This window comes from Ramlibacter sp. bp-362, assembly GCF_054956735.1.
Window position 1 is genome coordinate 288,229 of the sequence record NZ_JBUDXE010000007.1, and the last position, 19,298, is coordinate 307,526.

19 protein-coding genes are annotated in these 19,298 nt (G+C 71.2%); 9 read left to right on the plus strand and 10 right to left on the minus strand.

Going from position 1 to position 19,298, the window contains the following annotated elements:
* Positions 1-2: 2 nt before the first annotated feature.
* Genes ACY0MJ_RS12560 through ACY0MJ_RS12575 form a run of 4 tightly spaced genes read left to right on the plus strand, consistent with a single transcriptional unit; the run spans position 3 to position 3,412 of the window.
* Positions 3-866, plus strand: coding sequence for a c-type cytochrome (locus tag ACY0MJ_RS12560; RefSeq protein ID WP_462638799.1), 864 nt, complete (start codon positions 3-5; stop codon positions 864-866).
* A 12-nt stretch (positions 867-878) separates the two neighbouring features.
* The gene (locus ACY0MJ_RS12565) at positions 879-1,487 is read left to right on the plus strand and encodes a DedA family protein (RefSeq protein WP_462638800.1); all 609 of its coding nucleotides are present in this window, start codon (positions 879-881) and stop codon (positions 1,485-1,487) included.
* A 10-nt stretch (positions 1,488-1,497) separates the two neighbouring features.
* Positions 1,498-2,622 (plus strand): DUF3182 family protein, encoded by a 1,125-nt coding sequence (locus tag ACY0MJ_RS12570; protein ID WP_462638801.1) that lies wholly within the window; start codon positions 1,498-1,500, stop codon positions 2,620-2,622.
* A complete protein-coding gene (locus tag ACY0MJ_RS12575; RefSeq protein ID WP_462638802.1) occupies positions 2,606-3,412 on the plus strand; it encodes an alpha/beta hydrolase family protein in 807 nt (268 codons plus the stop codon). The genes ACY0MJ_RS12570 and ACY0MJ_RS12575 overlap by 17 nt, the downstream gene beginning before the upstream one ends.
* Before the next feature lie 3 nt (positions 3,413-3,415).
* Here ACY0MJ_RS12575 and ACY0MJ_RS12580 read toward each other — a convergent pair whose 3' ends face one another.
* Entirely contained in the window at positions 3,416-4,321 is a 906-nt protein-coding gene (locus ACY0MJ_RS12580; RefSeq protein WP_462638803.1) for a nucleotidyltransferase, read from the minus strand.
* A gap of 154 nt (positions 4,322-4,475) precedes the next feature.
* On the opposite strand from ACY0MJ_RS12580, the gene ACY0MJ_RS12585 reads away from it, so the two are divergent.
* Positions 4,476-5,291, plus strand: a complete 816-nt coding sequence (locus tag ACY0MJ_RS12585; protein WP_462638804.1) for a metallophosphoesterase family protein — start codon at positions 4,476-4,478, stop codon at positions 5,289-5,291.
* Here ACY0MJ_RS12585 and ACY0MJ_RS12590 read toward each other — a convergent pair.
* From ACY0MJ_RS12590 to ACY0MJ_RS12630, 9 genes are all read right to left on the minus strand, one after another.
* On the minus strand, positions 5,288-5,815 hold the full coding sequence (locus ACY0MJ_RS12590) for a c-type cytochrome (RefSeq protein ID WP_462638805.1): 528 nt from the start codon (positions 5,813-5,815) through the stop codon (positions 5,288-5,290). The genes ACY0MJ_RS12585 and ACY0MJ_RS12590 overlap by 4 nt on opposite strands.
* A 157-nt stretch (positions 5,816-5,972) precedes the next feature.
* The gene (locus ACY0MJ_RS12595; RefSeq protein WP_462638806.1) at positions 5,973-6,617 is read right to left on the minus strand and encodes a TetR/AcrR family transcriptional regulator; all 645 of its coding nucleotides are present in this window, start codon (positions 6,615-6,617) and stop codon (positions 5,973-5,975) included.
* Positions 6,617-7,702: a 1,2-phenylacetyl-CoA epoxidase subunit PaaE gene (paaE, locus tag ACY0MJ_RS12600; RefSeq protein WP_462638807.1), complete on the minus strand. Its 1,086-nt coding sequence runs from the start codon at positions 7,700-7,702 to the stop codon at positions 6,617-6,619. The genes ACY0MJ_RS12595 and paaE overlap by 1 nt, the downstream gene beginning before the upstream one ends.
* A complete protein-coding gene (paaD, locus tag ACY0MJ_RS12605) occupies positions 7,699-8,232 on the minus strand; it encodes a 1,2-phenylacetyl-CoA epoxidase subunit PaaD (RefSeq protein ID WP_462638808.1) in 534 nt (177 codons plus the stop codon). Before paaD ends, paaE begins: the two co-directional genes overlap by 4 nt.
* Positions 8,226-8,999, minus strand: coding sequence for a 1,2-phenylacetyl-CoA epoxidase subunit PaaC (gene paaC / locus ACY0MJ_RS12610; RefSeq protein ID WP_462638809.1), 774 nt, complete (start codon positions 8,997-8,999; stop codon positions 8,226-8,228). Before paaC ends, paaD begins: the two co-directional genes overlap by 7 nt.
* 10 nt (positions 9,000-9,009) lie before the next feature.
* On the minus strand, positions 9,010-9,303 hold the full coding sequence (paaB, locus tag ACY0MJ_RS12615) for a 1,2-phenylacetyl-CoA epoxidase subunit PaaB (RefSeq protein WP_462638810.1): 294 nt from the start codon (positions 9,301-9,303) through the stop codon (positions 9,010-9,012).
* Positions 9,300-10,310, minus strand: a complete 1,011-nt coding sequence (gene paaA, locus ACY0MJ_RS12620; RefSeq protein WP_462638811.1) for a 1,2-phenylacetyl-CoA epoxidase subunit PaaA — start codon at positions 10,308-10,310, stop codon at positions 9,300-9,302. The genes paaB and paaA overlap by 4 nt, the downstream gene beginning before the upstream one ends.
* 91 nt (positions 10,311-10,401) lie before the next feature.
* Positions 10,402-12,096 carry a COG3904 family protein gene (locus tag ACY0MJ_RS12625; protein WP_462638812.1) on the minus strand — a complete coding sequence of 565 codons (1,695 nt, stop codon included), beginning with the start codon at positions 12,094-12,096 and terminating at the stop codon, positions 10,402-10,404.
* A gap of 74 nt (positions 12,097-12,170) precedes the next feature.
* Positions 12,171-12,674, minus strand: coding sequence for an Lrp/AsnC family transcriptional regulator (locus tag ACY0MJ_RS12630; RefSeq protein WP_462638813.1), 504 nt, complete (start codon positions 12,672-12,674; stop codon positions 12,171-12,173).
* A gap of 117 nt (positions 12,675-12,791) precedes the next feature.
* Between ACY0MJ_RS12630 and ACY0MJ_RS12635 the strand changes: the two genes are divergently transcribed.
* The 4 genes from ACY0MJ_RS12635 (at position 12,792) to ACY0MJ_RS12650 (ending at position 19,205) form a co-directional block, all read left to right on the plus strand.
* Entirely contained in the window at positions 12,792-16,373 is a 3,582-nt protein-coding gene (locus ACY0MJ_RS12635) for an indolepyruvate ferredoxin oxidoreductase family protein (RefSeq protein ID WP_462638814.1), read from the plus strand.
* 49 nt (positions 16,374-16,422) lie between these two features.
* The gene (locus ACY0MJ_RS12640) at positions 16,423-17,184 is read left to right on the plus strand and encodes a metallophosphoesterase (protein WP_462638815.1); all 762 of its coding nucleotides are present in this window, start codon (positions 16,423-16,425) and stop codon (positions 17,182-17,184) included.
* A 72-nt stretch (positions 17,185-17,256) separates the two neighbouring features.
* Positions 17,257-18,471: a c-type cytochrome gene (locus ACY0MJ_RS12645; RefSeq protein ID WP_462638816.1), complete on the plus strand. Its 1,215-nt coding sequence runs from the start codon at positions 17,257-17,259 to the stop codon at positions 18,469-18,471.
* Between the two features lie 11 nt (positions 18,472-18,482).
* Positions 18,483-19,205 carry an RNA polymerase sigma factor gene (locus ACY0MJ_RS12650; RefSeq protein WP_462638817.1) on the plus strand — a complete coding sequence of 241 codons (723 nt, stop codon included), beginning with the start codon at positions 18,483-18,485 and terminating at the stop codon, positions 19,203-19,205.
* The last annotated feature ends 93 nt before the right edge of the window (positions 19,206-19,298 follow it).

Sequence of the window (19,298 nt, forward strand, 5' to 3'; positions counted from 1 at the left end):
GCATGGCAGTGCCCCGCACGATCCGGCTGCGCATGGTGCTCCTGTGGGCGGCCGGCCTGGGCGTGCTCGCCGCCGCGTTGGCCGCGGCCGTGGTGGCCAGCGGCTTCTACAACGTCTCCGCCACCGACCAGCACACGGCGCCCGTCTACCGCTTCCTCGACTATGCGATGGCCCGTTCGCTCAAGGTGCGCACCGACACCGTGCAGGTGCCACCGCTGCAGGGCGAACAGCGCCTGCGCAGCGGGGCGGCGCTCTACGCCGCCTACTGCCGCCAGTGCCACGGTGCGCCCGGCGTCGCGCCCGACGCGCTCGCGCTGGGCATGCTGCCGGCGCCGGTCAACCTTGTCGCGACGGCCCGGCAATGGCAGCCCAGGGAGCTGTACTGGCTGATCCGCAACGGCCTCAAGATGACCGGCATGCCGGCCTGGGAGCACCGGATGACCGAGGCGCAGATGTGGGACGTCGTCGCCTTCCTCGGCCTGCTGCCCACCCTGTCGCCCACCGCGTACGCCCAGATGGCCGCCACCCTGCCCCCGCCCCCGCCCCCGCGTCAGGCCGCCGGCCCGGCCACGCGGCCCGGCGACGCGCAGGCGGGCAGGCGCGCGCTGCAGCAGTACCTGTGCGCGACCTGCCACCGCATCCCCGGCATCGTCGGCGCGACGCGCGACGTGGGCCCGCCGCTGGCCGGCATGGGCACGCGCACGCTGATCGCCGGCGTGCTCCCCAACACGCCGGAAAACATGGAGCGCTGGCTGATGGAACCGAAGGCGATCGCGCCACGCTCGGCGATGCCGGACCTCGGCGTGACGGCGCAGGACGCGCGCGACATCGCGGCCTTCCTGGCCACGTTGGACGCGCTGCAGTAAAGGGGCGAGCGCGTGGCGGACTGGATCCTCGGCGTCGTGCAGGAAACGGGCTACCTCGGCATCGCGCTGCTGATGCTGCTGGAGAACGTGCTTCCGCCGATCCCCTCCGAGATCATCATGCCCTTCGCGGGCTTCGCCGCGAGCCAGGGCAAGCTGCATCCGGTGGGCGTGGTGCTGGCGGGCACCTGCGGATCGCTGCTCGGCGCCGTGCTGTGGTTCGCGCTCGGCAAGCGCGTCGGCGGCGAGCGCATGCACCGCTGGGTGGAGCGGCATGGCCGCTGGCTCACGCTGAGCGTGGAGGAAGCGGACCGCGCGCAGGACTGGTTCCGCCGGCGCGGGCGGATGGCCGTGTTCCTCGGCCGGCTGGTGCCGGCGCTGCGCACGCTGGTCTCGGTTCCGGCCGGCGTCGCAGGCATGGCCTGGCCGGCCTTCCTGCTGTGGTCCGCGGCGGGCTCGGCGCTGTGGAACGCGCTGCTGATGGGCATCGGCTATGCGCTGGGCAACCGCTACCAGGAGGTCACGGACGTGATCGACTGGATCACGCGCATCGTCCTGGGCCTGCTCGTGCTGCTGTACCTCTGGCGTGTCGTACGCCCCGCGAAGAAGCCGGAATCGTTATGATTTTTTCACCATGACTGCGGCTGCACGCGAGCGCGGCGTCGTCGTCGCGCACGTGCCCGATCCCGCGGACCACGCCAGCGCCCACGAACGCATCACGCTGCTGGACTTCGCGCGGCGGCTGGCGGCCCTGCGCGGCGAGGACATGGCCGGCATGCACGAGCCCGGCCGCACCTACCCGGGTCCCGTGTACTTCGTCCCGAGCAGCACGCTGACGACGGAGCAGGCCGAGGCGCTGGGCATCCGCGGGCCGGGCGACCTGTTCGGCGGCGTCGTCCCGCATGCGATGGTCGGCACCAAGGCGATCAGCCATCCGCTGGTCGCGCCCGATGCCGCCAGCGCGCCCGGCTGGTGCGCGGCGTTCGCGGACCACGCGGACGACGCCGTGCTGGACGGCCACGTCGCCTTCGACGCCGGCGATGCGCTGCGCGCCGGCGAGCGCCTGCTGGCCGCCGGCCCGCTGCGCCTGAAGCCCGTGCGCGCGAGCGGCGGCCGCGGCCAGGTGTCGGTGCGCAACCGCGGCGAGCTGCACGCGGCGCTGGCCGGCGTCGACCCGCAGGAGCTGCGCACGCACGGGCTCGTGCTGGAAGAGGACCTGGACGAGGTCCGCACCTTCAGCGTCGGCCAGGTGCAGGTGGCGGACCTGGAGGTCACCTACTACGGGTTCCAGCGGCTCACGCGCAGCAACGAAGGCGAGGACGTGTTCGGCGGGTCCGACCTCGTGCTGGTGCGCGGCGGCTTCGACGCCCTGCTCGCGACGCCCTTGCCGCCGGAGATCCGCCGCGCCGTCGAGCAGGCGCGCCGCTACGATGCCGCGGTGCAGTCCTGCTTCCCCGGCTTCTACGCATCGCGCCGCAACTACGACATCGCGCTGGGCCGCGACGCCCGCGGCCGCTGGCGCTCGGGCGTGCTGGAGCAGTCCTGGCGCGTCGGCGGCGCGAGCGGCCCCGAGATCGCGGCGCTGGAGGTGTTCCGGCGCGAGCCGCGGCGGCAGCAGGTGCGCGCCTCCGGCTTCGAGGTGTTCGGCGACAGCCCCGAGCCGCCGCCGCACGCGAGCGTGCACTTCCGCGGCGACGACCCGCAGATGGGCCGCCTGACCAAGTACACCGTGGTGCATCCGGATGGCGACGCGCGCTAACACCATCGACATCCCCGTGGACGGCAAGCACCTGGCCGGCACCCTGGTGGGCCCGGACACCATGGTGCCCGGCGTGCTGCTGGTGCACGGCTGGGACGCCAGCCAGGACCAGTACATCGCCCGCGCGCACGAGATCGCCACGCTGGGCTGCATCTGCCTGACCTTCGACCTGCGCGGGCACGTGCGCCACCGGGACGAGCGCGAGAGCGTCACGCGCGAGCAGAACCTGCACGACCTGCTGGCCGCCTACGACGTGCTGGTGGGCCATCCCGCGGTGGACCCGGGCGCCATCGCCATCATCGGCAGCAGCTACGGCGGCTACCTCGCGGCGATCGCGACCACGCTGCGCCCCGTGCACTGGCTGGGGCTGCGCGTGCCGGCGCTGTACCTCGACGCGGACTGGCACACGCCCAAGAACAAGCTGGACCGAGAGGTGCTCGCGGCCTACCGCCGCAGCAAGATCGAGCCGGCGGACAACCGCGCGCTGGCCGCCTGCGCCGCCTTCCGCGGCGACGTGCTGATCGTGGAGTCGGAGCACGACACGCTTGTCCCGCATCCGGTGATCGAGAACTACATGGCGGCCTGCAAGGGCGCCCGCTCGCTCACCTACCGCGTGATCGCCGGGGCGGACCACGCGCTGTCCGAGAAGGAATGGCAGCAGACCTACACCTCCCTGCTGGTCACGTGGATGACGGAGATGGTGCTCAGCGCCCGCGCCGGCAAGACCGGCGCGGCGGCGCAGGCGCCGCAGGCGGATTCGATCCAGCGCACGCCGCGCGGGACGGACTGAGCTTCAGCGGCGCGGACGCGCGCGCGCACGCATCCGCGGGAGCGCCACGGCCGCCGTGGCGAGGGGCGGCGGCGGCGCGGCCTCGGCCTGGCGCGCGGGGATCGCCTCGGTCCAGGTCGCCACGTCGGAGCGCGTCATCGTGCTGGCGGGCGTCAGCCGGCCGTCGATGTAGCCGAGTTCCTCCACGTCGTGCAGGTACTGCTCGCGCGACAGCAGCGTGCCGGCGCAGATGCGCAGGTCTTCTTCCGGCGGATCGTCGGTTTCCGCGGCCAGCCGCGCCATCAGCTGGTGCATCACCCAGTCGGGCACGCGCTGCCGCTCGCCGGCGTAGATGTAGCCGAACAGCGTGAGGTGCGCGAGCAGCACGCGCCAGTGCGGACCGAAGCGGTCGATGAGGCCCTGCCAGTCGATCCGTTCCGCGTTGGCGCGGAGCGTGTGCGCGACGTCGGCGCCGTCGTAGCGCTCGCGCTCCATGATGAAGGCCTTCGACAGCAGGCTGTCCTCCATGTTCGCCACGCGCACCGGCACGCCCAGGATTTCGGCCTGCGCGTTGTCGCGGAACCAGCCGTCGTCCACCGCGGCCACGCCGTTGCCCGAGTTGAAGATGAGGTCGATGAAGTCCTCGCCCGCGTACACCTTGGCGAGCCAGTGCGGGTAGGCCATCTCGGTGCGCCAGCCCTGCGCCTGCATCAGCGAGGCGACGCGCTCGAAGTCGCCGCGGCGGATGAACAGGTCCAGGTCCTTGGTGCAGCGGCGGATGCCGGTGAAGCAGGCGTGCGCGAAGGCCCCGCCCACCAGGAAGGGGACGTCGGCGTCCACCAGCGTGCGCAGGGCGCGCCGGTAGAAGTCGGCCGTGGGCGGCGCGACCTCCTCCTCGAGCGACGGGGCGAGCGGTACTGTGGAGCACATGCAACCCAAGGTACGCATCGCCTCGCGGATGTCACCTCGGCGGGGAGCCTGAAAAGCGCAGGACGTGCAACCGCACGCAGCGTCAGCCCCGGCCTACAGGACCGGCGGCCCGGGCGCGGCAGCATGCATGTCTCATCCAGGAGAACGATTGCCCATGGCCAAATCCGAGAGCACCGTGCGCTTCGCCGCGGTCGGCGACCTCCACGTGCGCAAGGAGTCCGCCGGGTCGCTGCGCGCCTTCTTCGCCCAGGCGACGGAGCACGCCGACGCGCTGCTGCTGTGCGGCGACCTCACCGACTACGGCACCGAAGAGGAAGCGCACGTGCTCTGCGACGAGCTGGCGGCGGTCAAGGTGCCGGTGGTGGCCGTGCTGGGCAACCACGACTACGAATCCGGCGCGCAGCAGGCCGTGTGCCAGGCGCTCACGCGCGCCGGGGTGACCGTGCTCGATGGCGAGGCCTGCGAGATCGAGGGCATCGGCATCGCCGGCGCCAAGGGCTTCGCCGGCGGCTTCGGCCGCGGCTCGCTGGGCGCCTGGGGCGAACCGGCGATCAAGCAGTTCGTGCAGGAGGCGCTGCAGGAAGCGCTGAAGCTGGAATCGGCGCTGGCCAAGCTGCGCACGCCGCGGCGCATCGCGCTGCTGCACTACGCGCCGGTGGCCGCCACCGTGGTCGGCGAACCGGCCGAGATCTTCCCCTTCCTGGGCAGCAGCCGGCTGGAGGAGCCCCTGCTGCGCTATCCCGTGGACGCCGTGTTCCACGGCCACGCGCACCGCGGCACGCCGGAAGGCCGCACGATCAACGGCGTGCCGGTGTTCAACGTGGCGCGGCCGCTGTTGCAGCGCCTGCACCCCGACCAGCCGCCCTTCCGGCTCTTCGAGCTGCCGCGCGAGGCGCCCGACGCGCCGGTCGCGGCCGAACAGGCGGCCGCAGCCGCGGAGCAGGCGGCCGCCGCCGCGACCGCCAACTAGGAGCCCGGCTTCGCTCCCTCTCCCGCTTGCGGGAGAGGGCGGGGGTGAGGGCGCTCCGCTCGCCGCCTCACCGCCGCCGCGTTCACCTCCTCCTGCTGCGCGCGGATCGCCGCGGGCCACTGCGCCTTGATCCAGGACAGCACGGCGACGATGTCGTCGTCGCCGAGCACCCCCTCGTAGGCGGGCATGGCGGAGTCGTAGTCCTGCAGGTTCGCGGCCTTCGCCACGCCGTACTTGGTGATGCGGAACAGCACCTCGTCGGGGTGGTGCCAGGTGTGGCCGCTGGCATCGTGCGGCGGCGCCGGCAGGCGGCCGCTCGCGTCGCGCTCGCGCCAGCGCGGCTGGCCTTGCAGCTGCGCGCCATGGCAGGCGGCGCACTGCTGGCGATAGATCGCCTCGCCCTTCGCGAGCACCGCCGGGTCGTCGGTGGCGAGCCGGATGGTGCCGGGCGGCGGCGCGCCGTCGCAGCCGGCAAGCAGCGCGGCGAGGCACACGGTCAGGGCGGCGAAGCGGAATTTTTTCATGTCCGGGATGCGTGCGCGCGGCGCTGTCAAGCACCTTCGCGTCGGCCGCCGGCCGGCTGCCTGCGGAATGGTCATTGCGTCGAGCGCCAGTGCTGGCGCGGGCTTGGCCACTTGGTCCCTTGCTTGTCCACAGGCTTCTCCACCGAACCTGTGGGAATCATCCTACGATTGGTTGCAGGTGGCCGACGGCCGCTTCGCGCCGCAGCGGCGGCTGGACGGCCTCGAGGCCGCCGAGGAACAGGTCGGCGACGACGGGCGCCATGTCGTCGTACGCGAGCGCGCCGTCCGGCTTCATCCAGGTGAACATCCAGTTGACCATGCCGAACAGCAGCATGGTGAGCGGCTTTCCCAGCGCCGCCTGCTGCAAGTCGGGCCGCAAGGTCGCGACCACGCGCGCGAAGGCGGCGACCACCTCGCGCTCCTTGCCGAGGATGCGCTCGCGGTCGGCGTCGGCGAGGAACTTCACGTCCTCGGTCAGCACGCGGTGCTCGTTCTGCGCGCTGGCGTATTCCTCCACCAGCCGGCGCACCAGCGCGCGCAACTGGCCGGCCGGCGTGGCCTCCTCGGCGAGCGCCGCGCCGACGATGCCCTGCAGGCGCGTGACGTGGCCCTCGGCGATGCTCACCAGCAGCTCGTACTTGTCGCGGTAGTAGTGGTACAGCGTCGCCTTCGACAGGCCGCAGGCCTGCGCGACCTGGTTCATCGAGGTGCCGGGATAGCCGCCGCGCGCGAACAGCGCCGCGGCCTTCGCGAGGATCAGCTCGCGCTGCCCGTCGTAGCCGGCGTGGCGTCCGCGTCCCATCAGCGTTCGTCGAAGGAGAGCACCACGCGCTCGGTGGTGGGGTGCGCCTGGCAGGTCAGCACGAAGCCGGCCGCCACCTCCTTCTTGTCCAGCGCGAAGTTGCGCTCCATGCGCACCTGGCCTTCGACCAGCTTGGCGCGGCAGGTGCCGCACACGCCCGAGGTGCAGGAGAACGGAACCTCCAGGCCGGCGGCCGAGGCGGCGTCGAGGATGCTGGGCTGCTCGCGCGAGAAGGCGATCTCGCGCTGCAGGCCGTCGCGGATGATCGTGATGCGCGCCCGGTCGGCGTCGCCCGCCTGCGCCTGGTGCACGACGGCGCCGACCGTGCCCGTGGCCTGCTGCGCGATGCCGAAGCGCTCGATGTGGATGCGCTCCTCCGGCACACCGGCGGCCAGCAGCGCGGCCTCGGCCTCGTCGTTCATCTGGAAGGGGCCGCAGATGTAGGCATGGGCGATGCTCTCCGCGGGCACCAGCGTCTCGAGGAATTCGCCGATCTTGCGGCGGTCCATCACGCCCATGTTGATCTCCGAGTCGCTGTGCTCGTCGGAGAAGACGTGGTGGATCACGAGCCGCGCCATGTAGCGGTCCTTCAGGTCCTCCAGCTCCTCCTTGAACATGGTGGAGCGCAGCTTGCGGTTGCCGTAGATGAGCGTGAAGCGGCTGTGCGGCTCGCGCGCCAGCACCGTCTTCATGATGGAGAGGATGGGCGTGATGCCGCTGCCGCCGGCGATGCCCACGTGATGGCGTTGCGCCTGCGGCTCGATCGGCACGAAGAATCGGCCCTGCGGGGCCATCACGCTGATGGTGTCGCCGGGCTTCAGCTCCTCGTTGATCCAGTTGGAGAACACGCCGCCCGCCACCTTGCGCACGCCGACGCGCAGCTCGCCGTCGTCGACGCCGGCGCAGATGGAGTAGGAGCGGCGCAGGTCCTGGCCGCCGATCTCGCGGCGCAGCGTGAGGTACTGGCCCTGGGTGAAGCCGAACACCGGCCGCAGTTCCTCGGGGACCTCGAAGGAGACGATCACCGCCTCCGCGGTGTCGGGCTGCACCGAGCGCACGCGCAGCGGATGGAAGATCACGCTCATAGGGGCTTGAAGTATTCGAAGGGCTCGCGGCAGGCGCGGCAGCGGTAGAGGGACTTGCAGGCCGTGGAGCCGAAGGCGGAGGTGCGTTCGGTGTCGGGGCTGCCGCAGTGGGGGCAGGCGATTTTTTCTTCCGGCTGGCGCCGGAAGATGTGGATGGGGGAGCCCTGGGTCCCCGCCTTCGCGGGGATGACGGAGGGAGCGGGGATGACGGCTCCCGGTGGCGCGATGCCGTACTCGCGCAGCTTGCGCCTGCCGTCCTCGCTGATCCAGTCGGTGGTCCAGGCCGGGGCGCGGCGCAGGGTGGCGCGGGCGGGGCCCAGGCCCTCGGATTCGATGGCGGAAAGCACGTTCTGCTCGATCATCTCGGTGGCGGGGCAGCCGGAGTAGGTCGGCGTCAGCACGACTTCCAGTTCCTCGCCGTGGTCGATCACGTCGCGCACGATGCCCAGGTCGCGCACGGACAGCGCGGGGACTTCCGGGTCCAGCACGCCGCCCAGCACTTCCCAGGCGCGCTCGGTGCGTGTCACCACACGCCTCCGGGGTAGGCGCGCTGCAGGTACTGCAGCTCGGTGAGCAGGAAGCCCATGTGCTCGCTGTGCACGCCGGTCTTGCCCGTGCTGAGGAAGGCGACCGCAGGCGGCGCGGCGAGGCCGGCTTCATCGAGGATGTGCGTCATCTCCGCCATCCAGGGCTCGCGCAGCTCGCTCCAGCGCGGGCCCAGGCCGCTTTGCTGCGCGTAGTCGTCCACCGCGTCGGCGGCGAACAGCTCCGCCGAATAGGGCCACAGCTCGGCGAGCGCCTTCTCCACGCGGCGGCGCGATTCGTCGGTGCCGCCGGCCAGGCGCAGCAGCCAGTCGGCCGCATGCTGCTGGTGGTAGCGCGCTTCCTTCACCGCCTTGCCGGCGATGCCCGCGACCTCGGCGTCGGCGGAATGCGCGAGCCGTTCCCACAGCAGCTTGAAGAAGGTCGCCATCATCGCGTTGCGCAGCGTCGTGAAGGCGAAGTCGCCGCGCGGCAGCTCCGCGAGCGTGACGTTGCGGTAGTCGCGCTCCTCGCGCAGGAAGGCGAGCTGGTCCTCGTCGTGGCCCGCGCCTTCCAGCGTGCCGGCGTGCGCCAGCACGGCGCGGCACTGGCCGATCAGGTCCAGCGCCATGTTGGCCAGCGCGATGTCCTCTTCCAGCACCGGCGCGTGTCCGGTCCATTCGGCGATGCGCTGGCCCAGCACGAGCGCGGTGTCGCCGATGCGCAGCAGGTACTGCACCTCGGGGCTGGAGCTGACCTGGATGGATGCCTGCATCAGCCGCGCCTCACATGTGGTCCACGGACTCGGGCAGCTGGTAGAAGGTCGGGTGCCGGTACACCTTGTCCTCCATCGGGTCGAAGTACATGTCCTTCTCGCCCGGGTCGCTCGCGACGATCTGGTCGGAGCGCACCACCCAGATGCTGGCGCCTTCCTGGCGGCGTGTGTAGACGTCGCGCGCCAGCTGGATCGCCATCTTCGGGTCGGCCGCGTGCAGGCTGCCGCAGTGCTTGTGGTCCAGGCCGCTGCGGCTGCGGACGAAGACCTCCCAGAGGGGCCATTCCTGTTTCGTGTCGCTCATGCTGCTTCCTTCATGGCTTGGTCCTGCTTGCGCGCATACGCCAGCGCCGCCTCGCGCACCCATTCGCCGTCTTCCCAGGCCTTCACGCGCGCGCCCAGGCGCTCGCGGTTGCAGGGGCCGTTGCCGGCGATGACGCGCCAGAATTCGTTCCAGTCTATGGCGCCGAAGTCCCAGTGCTGGCGCTCCTCGTTCCACTTCAGTTCCGGGTCGGGCAGCGTGACGCCCAGCACCTTCGCCTGTTCGACCGTGGCGTCGACGAACTTCTGGCGCAGGTCGTCGTTGGAGACGCGCTTGATGCCCCAGCGCATGGACTGCGCCGTGTTGGGCGACTGGTCGTCGGGCGGGCCGAACATCATCACGGAGGGCCACCACCAGCGGTTCACCGCGTCCTGCACCATGGCGCGCTGCGCGTCGGTGCCCTTTTCCATCATCGTCAGCAGGCTCTCGAATCCCTGCCGCTGGTGGAAGCTCTCCTCGCGGCAGATGCGGATCATGGCGCGCGCGTAGGGTCCGTAGGAGCAGCGGCAGATCGGCACCTGGTTCATGATCGCCGCGCCGTCCACCAGCCAGCCGATCACGCCGACGTCGGCCCAGGTGAGCGTCGGGTAGTTGAAGATCGAGCTGTACTTGGCCTTGCCCGTGTGCAGCGCCTCGAGCATCTGGTCGCGCGAGGTGCCCAGGGTCTCGGCGGCGGAATAGAGATAGAGGCCGTGGCCGCCCTCGTCCTGCACCTTGGCCAGCAGGATCGCCTTGCGCTTGAGCGTGGGCGCGCGCGTGATCCAGTTGCCCTCCGGCAGCATGCCTACGATCTCGGAGTGCGCGTGCTGGCTGATCTGCCGCACCAGCGTCTTGCGATAGTGGTCCGGCATCCAGTCCTTGGGCTCGATGAACTCGCCGGCGGCGATGCGCGCCTCGAAGCGCTCTTCCTGCTGCAGGTCCTCGGCGGAGCGCACCGGCTTGCGGGCGTCCGGGTCGCGGGCCTGGGTGTCCATGGCTTGGGTGTACATGGTCTCTCCTGAGGTCTCTAATATTTACCGACCGGTCGGTCGAATATATCAGGAGAAGCGCCGGACAGGGAGGGCGTCGCCCGTGGCCGGCTCAGCTGAACAGGGCGCGGGCGTAGAGCGAGCGCTCGTTCGGCGGCATCGCGAGCAGGGTATCCAGCAGCTCGAGTGCAGCCCGGCAACGGGCTTCCGGACCATGCCTCGGGGAGTCCAGGTGCGTGATGACACCGGCGGCCTGGGGCTTCATGCGGGCGAGGATACGCGCCAACAGGGAGTGGACCTCCGCGTCGGTGAACCGGTGCACCTGCGCGGCGGAACTGGTCTCCACGATCGCCAGCAGGACTTCCTGCTCGTGCGCCCGGATGGATTTGGGTACGAGAGAACGAAATTCCGGCAGCGGCGTCGCCGAACCCAACACCAGGCCCGCGCAAGCCTCGGGCGCCCTGTCGCTCAGGGCCGTGGCCTTCTCCGCCAGAAGGTAGAGGTAGGACCCGAGCGTCGCGTCGTCCACGCCCGGCAGCAAGCTCCTGACGGTCGAAGAGACCTCGGTGCGCAGTGCGGCAAACAGTTCACGGTCGGTTCGATGCGCCTGGACGGCCCGCCAGCCGACGTCCACGAGGGCGTCGAAACGCTTGGGGTGATGGTCCTGCAGCGCCTTGTGGATGGGCACCTTCAGGAGTTCCGCGGCCATGACGGCGCGCGTCCGGATCCCGGTGGCCAGTGCCGCGGTTTCGCCGCCTTCGCTCAGGCGCGTGAGGACGCCCTCGCGCAGCAGCACGCGGTGGTCCGGATACCAGATCGTCCGCGGTGGAGTGGCCCGGACCCGGTCGATGAACTCCGCGCTCAAGCCGGCGGGCGCATAGACCTGGTGCTCGTTCTCGCGCACATGCGCGAGACCGCCGACGCCCCGGAACGCGTGGAAGCCGAGGCGCGCCTGCGGGTCCGCCGCGCGGTCGCGGCCGGCGAGGAAGGCGATCGTGCAGGCCGACGAACACTCGGTCTCCACGTAGGTGTCCAGCCCGTGCCGGGAGATCGTGCTGGCGATCTCCTGCCCCCGCGCGGTCCAGCCGCCTCCGGACTCCAGCACCAGCACGCGGACCCCTGGCGCGCGTTCCAGCGCCGCCTCCAGCGCTTCCGCCGTGTCGTCGTTGATGCCGCCCGCCATCAGGAGGGATCGGCCGTCGGCGCGCAGGACGAACTGGACCGGCGCCCCGGGTTGCGCGCCCGCGGCGACCCACAGGTGTTCGCCCAGCGCGGGCAGGAGCGGGATCAACTCCCTGGCCTGGCCCACGACACCGAACACGATCGACAGCTGGGCCAGCACGCCCCAGAACTCGCTGCCTCCCCGGCGGGCGTGCTTGTTGGCGGACGCCCAGGTTCCCCGGATGGCCCAGATCGAGAGCGCCACGGTGAAGAGGATCGCCAGCAGGGCGGCCAGCGACACATAGCGCGCCTTCCCGTGGGCGGGAAACGCCGCAACGGCGCCCATCAGGATCAGGTTCGCCAACGCCGACAGCAGGACGTTGTGGACCCAATAGGAGCGGGCAAGGCCATAGTCGCCGCGGTAGTGTCGCCGCACGAATCCCGCGAGGCCGCGGTACTCGGGGGCCGTGAAGGCGTCGTGGACCAGGCCGCGTTCGACCAGCACCTCGCCGAGCGCGGCGGACTGCTCCGGCGTGAGATCGATGCGGTGGCCGGCGAGCTCCTGCAGCCCGGCCGCCGGCAGTGCGCGATAGCTCCACTTCCAGTGCGACACCTCGTCCAGGTTCACGGTCTGCGCGTCCAGCATCGTCGTCCCGCTCCTCGGCGCAGCCTAAGCCAGCACGGCGGGAGCTGCCCTCCGCCAAAGAGGGGAGCCGCCGCTCAGCGCGCCAGGCGCTTCCGGGGCGCCGTTCCGGGCGGCGGCTCCAGCGGCAGCCGCGCCTCCGCCTTCACCTCCTTCAGCACCACGCTCGATCGCACGTGCGTCACCCCCGGCAGCTTGAACGCCGTCTCGTGCAGGAAGGCCTCGTAGCTCTTGATGTCCGGCACCAGCACCTTGATCACGTAGTCGGCCTGGCCCGTGGTCGCGTAGCAGCTGACGATCTGCGGCGCGGCGGCCACCGCCTGCTCGAAGCGGCGCACGTCGTCCTCGTTGTGGCGCGTGAGGTTGACCTCGGCCAGCACGCACAGCGTGAGCCCCACCTTCTCGCGGTCCACCAGCGCGGTGTAGCCGCGGATGATGCCGGCGGCCTCCATCTCCTTCACCCGCTTCCAGCAGGGCGTGCTGGACAACCCCGCGGCGGCGGCCAGCTGCTGCACGGTCTGGCGCGAATCCCGCTGCAGCTCGGTGAGCAGGGCGACGTCGTGGCGATCGAGTTGGTTCATTCCTGTCAAGGCGTTTTATGGGGAATCCCATTCTCCCCCAACCGGCTTCAGGGAGGAAAACAAGAAGCATATTCCCGCCGTCGCGGCCTAAGCTTCCCTTCCCAAGGAGCGCCCGCCATGTCCGAAGTCCTGTCCCCCGAGCAGCCCGCCATCGTCCGTCCGAACTACCGCCTGGAAGACGGCCTGTGGGCCACCGGCGGCGCCATCTACCTCACCGGCACGCAGGCGCTGGTCCGGCTGATGCTGATGCAGCGCCAGCGCGATGCGGCCGCCGGGCTGGACACGCGCGGCTTCATCAGCGGCTACCGCGGCTCGCCCTTGGGCATGGTGGACCAGGCGGTGTGGAAGGCCGGGAAGAAATTCGAGGAGGCGGGCCTGCGCTTCCTGCCCGCCATCAACGAGGAGCTGGGCGCCACGGCGGTGCTGGGCACGCAGCGCGTCGAAGCGGACCCCGAGCGCACCTGCGCCGGCGTGTTCGCGCTCTGGTACGGCAAGGGCCCGGGCGTGGACCGCGCGGGCGACGCGCTGAAGCACGGCAACGCCTACGGCGCCTCGCCGCATGGCGGCGTGCTGATGGTGGCGGGCGACGACCACGGCTGCGTGTCCTCCTCCATGCCGCACCAGAGCGACCAGGCCTTCCAGTCCTGGCATGCGCCCATCGTCTCGCCGGGCAGCGTCGCCGAGTACCTGGAGTTCGGCCTGTACGGCTGGGCGCTCTCGCGCTTCTCCGGCAACTGGGTCGGCTTCACGGCGCTGTCGGAAGTGGTCGAAAGCGCATCGACCGTGGACCTGGACCGCGTGAACGCGCGCGTCGCGACCTGGCAGGATGCCGGCACCATCTGCCGCATCACCGGCTACGCGCCACCGCCCGGCGGCCTGCACTACCGCTGGCCCGACCTGCCCTCGCTCACGATCGAGCAGCGCCTGCACGCCAAGCTGGACGCCGTGCGCGCCTTCGCGCGCGTCAACAGCATCGACCGGCACGTGGTGCGCAGCGACCGTGCCAGCGTCGGCATCGTCACGGCCGGCAAGGCGCACTACGACTTCATGGAGGTGCTGCGGCGCCTGGACATCTCCGCCGACACCCTGGCGGCGCACGGCGTGCGCATCTACAAGCTGGGACTCACCTACCCGATCGAGCCGACGCGCATGCAGGAATTCGTGCGCGGACTGAAGGAAGTGCTGGTGATCGAGGAAAAGGGGCCAGTCGTCGAGGAGCAGCTGCGCTCCATGTTCTACAACGCCGCCGAGCGGCCCGTGATCGTCGGCAAGCGCGATGCGCAGGGCGCGCCGCTGGTGTCGGAGCTCGGCGAGCTGCGGCCCTCGCGCCTGATCGGCATCGTCGCGAACTGGCTGGTCGGCCACTTCCCCGACCTGGACCGCCGCCACCTGGTGCGCGACTTCACGCTGCCCGAGCTGCTCTCCAACGAGAGCGACAGCGTCAAGCGCCTGCCCTACTTCTGCGCCGGCTGCCCGCACAACACGTCGACCAAGGTGCCGGAAGGCTCGCACGCGCAGGCCGGCATCGGCTGCCACTTCATGGCGAGCTGGATGAACCGCGACACCGAGGGCCTGATCCAGATGGGCGGCGAAGGCGTGGACTGGGTGTCGCACGCGATGTTCACGAAGGTGCCGCACGTGTTCCAGAACCTGGGCGACGGCACCTACTACCACTCGGGCTATCTCGCGATCCGCCAGGCCGTCGCGGCGAAGGCGACGCTCACCTACAAGATCCTGTTCAACGACGCCGTCGCGATGACGGGCGGGCAGCCGGTCGACGGCATCATCAGCGTCGACGGCATCGCGCGCCAGGTCGAGGCCGAGGGCGTGAAGCAGGTGGTCGTGCTCTCCGACGACATCGCGAAGTACGACGCGATCCGCGACCGCTTCCCGGCCGGCACCGAATTCCACGACCGCGCCGAGCTGGACGCCGTGCAGCGGCGGCTGCGCGAGATCCCGGGCGTGACCGTGCTGATCTACGAGCAGACCTGCGCCGCCGAGAAGCGCCGCCGGCGCAAGAAAGGCGAGCTGGTCGACCCGGCCCGGCGCCTGTTCATCAACGAGCGCGTCTGCGAGGGCTGCGGCGACTGCTCGGTGCAGAGCAACTGCGTGGCCGTGCAGCCGCTGGAGACACCGCTCGGGCGCAAGCGCAAGATCGACCAGAGCAGCTGCAACAAGGACTACTCCTGCGCCAAGGGCTTCTGCCCCAGCTTCGTCGGCGTGCTGGGCGGCCAGCCGCGCAAGCGCGTGGGCCTGCTGGCCGACCGCTCCACGCATTTCGACGAGCACGTGCAGGCGCTGCCCCGGCCGGCGCCGCATGCCTGGACCGGCCCCTACGACCTGCTGGTCACGGGCGTCGGCGGCACCGGCGTCGTCACCATCGGCGCGCTGGTGGCGATGGCGGCGCACCTGGAAGGCAAGAGCGCCAGCGTGCTGGACTTCATGGGCTTCGCGCAGAAGGGCGGCGCCGTGCTCAGCTTCGTGCGCTTCGCCGACCGGCCGGAGCGCCTGAACCAGGTGCGCATCGACACGCAGCAGGCCGACGCCGTCCTCGCCTGCGACCTGGTGGTGGGCGCATCGCCTGACGCGCTGGCCACGGTGCGCCACGGCCGCACGCGCATCCTCGCCAACACCCACGAAGTGCCGGTGGCAGAGAGCCTGCGCAATCCGGACGCCAGCCTGCGCGTGCCGCAGCTGCTGGAGAAGCTGCGCTTCGCCGCCGGCGCCGACCGCGTGGAGACGCTCGATGCGCAGGCGCTCGCGGAAGCCTTCCCGGGCGACTCGATCTTCTCCAACGTGGTGGCGCTCGGCTCGGCCTGGCAGCGCGGGCTGGTGCCCGTGAGCCTGCAGGCGCTCGTGCGCGCGATCGAGCTCAATGGCGTGGCCGTGGCGCAGAACAAGCTCGCGTTCTCGCTGGGCCGGCTCTCGGCCGCGGATGCGGATGCCGTGACGGCGCTGGCCCGCGGTGAAAGCCTGCAGCCGGCGGTGCCCGACACGCTCGATGCGCTCGTCGCGCGCGGCGTCGCCCACCTCACGGCCTACCAGGACGCGGCCTACGCGCGGCGCTACGCCGATTTCGTCGCCGCGGTGCGCGCGCGCGAGGAGGCGCTGGCCGCCGATCCCGCCCTGCCCTTCACGCATGCCGTGGCCCGGAGCCTGCTGAAGCTGATGGCTTACAAGGACGAATACGAGGTCGCGCGCCTGTACACCGACGGCGAGTTCACGCGGCAGCTGCAGCAGCAGTTCGAAGGCGACGTCCAGCTGGAGTTCTACATGGCGCCGCCCCTGCTCGCCCGCGGCCGCGACGGCCAGCCGCCGCGCAAGCTGCGCCTGGGCGGCTGGATGCTGCCGGCGATGAAGCTGCTGGCACAGGGCCGCCGCCTGCGCGGCACGGCGCTGGACCTGTTCGGCCGCACGGCGGAGCGGCGGATGGAGCGCGAGCTGGTCGCGGCCTACCGCGCGCGGATCGAGGCGCTGCTGCCGGCGCTGGATGCGCAGCGGCTGAAGGTCGCGTGCGAGATCGCGGCGCTGCCGCTGGCGATGCGCGGATTCGGGCATGTGAAGATGGCGAACGTGGCGCTGGCGCGGGCGCGCGAGGCGGAGCTGCTGCACAGGTTCGATCCGTCGGCGTATCCGCGGCCGGCGCGGACGCGGGAGGCGGGGCAGATTCGCGGGATTCGGGTGACGGCGGCGGCGTAGCGAACCCCACCGACCGTGACGAATATCGTTCCGTGCTATATCCCCGAGCATGAAGCTCGGCATCCTCTCCGACCTGCACCTCTCCCGCGCCGGCCTGGCTCCGCCGTCCAACGACGCGGACCTCTACATCCTCGCGGGCGACCTCGCGCGTCCGGCCGAGGCCATCGCCTGGGCGCGGACGCTCGCGAAGCCCGCGCTCTACATCCCCGGCAACCACGAGTTCTACGGCGGCTCCCTCCCCGGCGTCGCGCGCGACCTGAAGCGCCTCGCCGCCGGCACCAACGTCACCGTGCTGGACAACGACGAGGCCGTGGTCGACGGCGTGCGCTTCCTCGGCAGCACGCTCTGGAGCGACTTCCTCCTCGATGGCGAAGGCGCCGCCCGCAAGCGCGCGATGGCGCAGGCCATGGAGATGATGTTCGACTTCAAGCGCATCCGCATGGAGGACGAAGGCGACGCGCTGTTCACGCCCACGCACTCCGCCACGCTGTTCGAGCGCAACGCCGCCTGGCTGGAGCAGAAGCTGGCGGAGCCCTGGTCCGGCCCGACGGTGGTCATCACCCACCACGCGCCGAGCGCGCGCAGCGTCGCGCCGCGCTTCGCCGGCTCGCCCCTGAACGGTGGCTTCACCTCCCACCTCGACCGGCTGGTCGGCGCGCCCGCCGTGCTCTGGATCCACGGCCACATGCACCACTCCGTGGACTACGAGCTGAACGGCACGCGCGTGGTCTGCAATCCACGCGGCTACGTGACGGAGGGGCGCAGCGAGAACCCCCACTTCGACATCGACTTCTGCGTCTCGGTGCCCTAGGGCCTGTCACCTTTCCGCGGCTCGCGGCATCTAAGTCCTGCGCGCCGATGTGACCGGCCGAGGAGACATTCGATGCACACCCCCGACGCCGGCCCCCGGACCGGCCCGCTGCGCCTTGCCGCGCTGATCCTTCCCCTCGCCCTGGCCGCCTGCGGCGGCGGCGGTGGCTCCGACGCGAGCGAGCAGGACCTGGTCGCCACGGGCCAGCAGATCTTCCGCTTCGACACCTTCGGCGACGAGGCGCAGTGGACCGACACGCTGCGCATGAACGAGGTGATCGAGCAGGCCGTGTCGCCCGAAGTCGCGCTCTCGGTCGGGCTCAAGGTGGATTCCGAGGCGCTGCCGGCCGCAGTCGTGCAGGCCATCCAGGAAGGCAAGGTGGACCTGAAGAGCCCGCAGACCACGCTGACGCTCCTCAAGCTGAACGCCGTGGTCGGCGTGAAGGGCGAGGTGGAGACCGTCAACGGCGTCGATCGCCTCAAGCGCGTGGGCATCACTTGCGCCCTGTGCCACTCCACCGTCGACAACTCCTTCGCGCCGGGCATCGGCAAGCGCCTGGACGGCTGGCCCAACCGCGACCTGAACCCGGGAGCGATCATCGCGCTCTCGCCGGTGCTCTCCGCGGAGAAGAAGGCCGTCTACAACTCCTGGGGCCCGGGCATGTACGACCCGCGCTTCAACGTCGACGGCCTCAGCAAGCCGGTGGTGATCCCGCCCGCCTACGGCCTGGCCGGCATCCACAAGATCACCTTCACCGGCGACGGCGACGAGATCGCCTACTGGAACCGCTATGTGGCGGTCGTGCAGATGGGCGGCCTCGGCAGCTTCAGCGACCCGCGGCTGGACCTGAACGTCACGCACGGCACGGTGGATCTCGTCTCGCCCAAGCTCCCCGCGCTGCAGGCCTACCAGCTCTCGTTGAAGGCGCCCGCCGCCCCGGCCGGCTCCTTCGACGCGAGCGCCGCCGAGCGCGGCCGCCTGCTGTTCGCCGGCGCGGCGCAGTGCGCCACCTGCCACACGGGCAGCACCTTCACCGACGCCAACACGCGGCTGCACCCGCGCGCGGATTCGATGGCCGAGCCGGAGAACCCCAGCTACGCGAGCCGCTCGGCCACGAAGATGTACCGCACCTCGCCGCTGCGCGGCGTCTGGCAGCACGCGCCCTATTTCCACGACGGCTCGGCGGCCACCCTCGACGCGGTGGTGGATCGCTACAACCAGCGGCAGGGCCTGGGCCTGTCCGCCGCCGACGTGCACGACGTCGCCGAGTACCTGAAGTCGCTCTGAGCGGAGCCGCCATGAACGCCATCGCCCCCGCCGGCGCGCCGCAGGGGCGCGCCTCCCGGCCGGACGACGACCACGAGCTGCTGCCGCTGCTGCGCAGCGGCGACGCCAAGGCCTACGAACGCCTGATGCGGCGCTACAACCGCCTGCTTTTCCGCGCCGCCCGCGGCATCGTCGGCAACGACGCCGAGGCGCAGGACGCGGTGCAGGAGGCCTACCTGCGGGCCTTCCTGTCGCTGTCCGCGTTCCGCGGCGACGCGACGCTGGCAACCTGGCTGGTGCGCATCGTGATCAACCAGGCCCTCGCCCAGCAGCGCAAGCGGGGACGGCTCGTTCCCTGGGACGAGTATTCACCCGAGGAGCAGACCATGGCGGAACCCGGCGACAGCCTGCACCCGGTGGAGCACGACTCGCCCGAGTCCGTGGCCACCCGCAACGAGCTGCGGCGGCAGCTGGAACAGGCCATCGACCTGCTGCCGCCGATCTACCGCTGCGTGTTCATCCTGCGCGCCGTGCAGGGGCTGAGCGTGGAGGACACGGCCGGCGCGCTGGAGGTCTCCTGCGACGTGGTGAAGACCCGCTACTTGCGCGCCCGCGGCCTGCTGCGCTCGCGCCTCGGCGGCGATCCGCCGCTGCCGCTGTCGGTGGTGCACGACTTCCAGGGGCGGCGCTGCGACGACACGGTGGGGCACGTACTCGCGCAGCTGCGCGCCCGAGGGGTCATCCGCGACCAGTGAGGATGCTGGGGTTGGGGGGGGGGGGGAGCGGGGAGGCGTGAAGGGAGGGGGGGGGGGAGCGAGGGGAGGGAGGGACCGGGCGCAAATGAGATT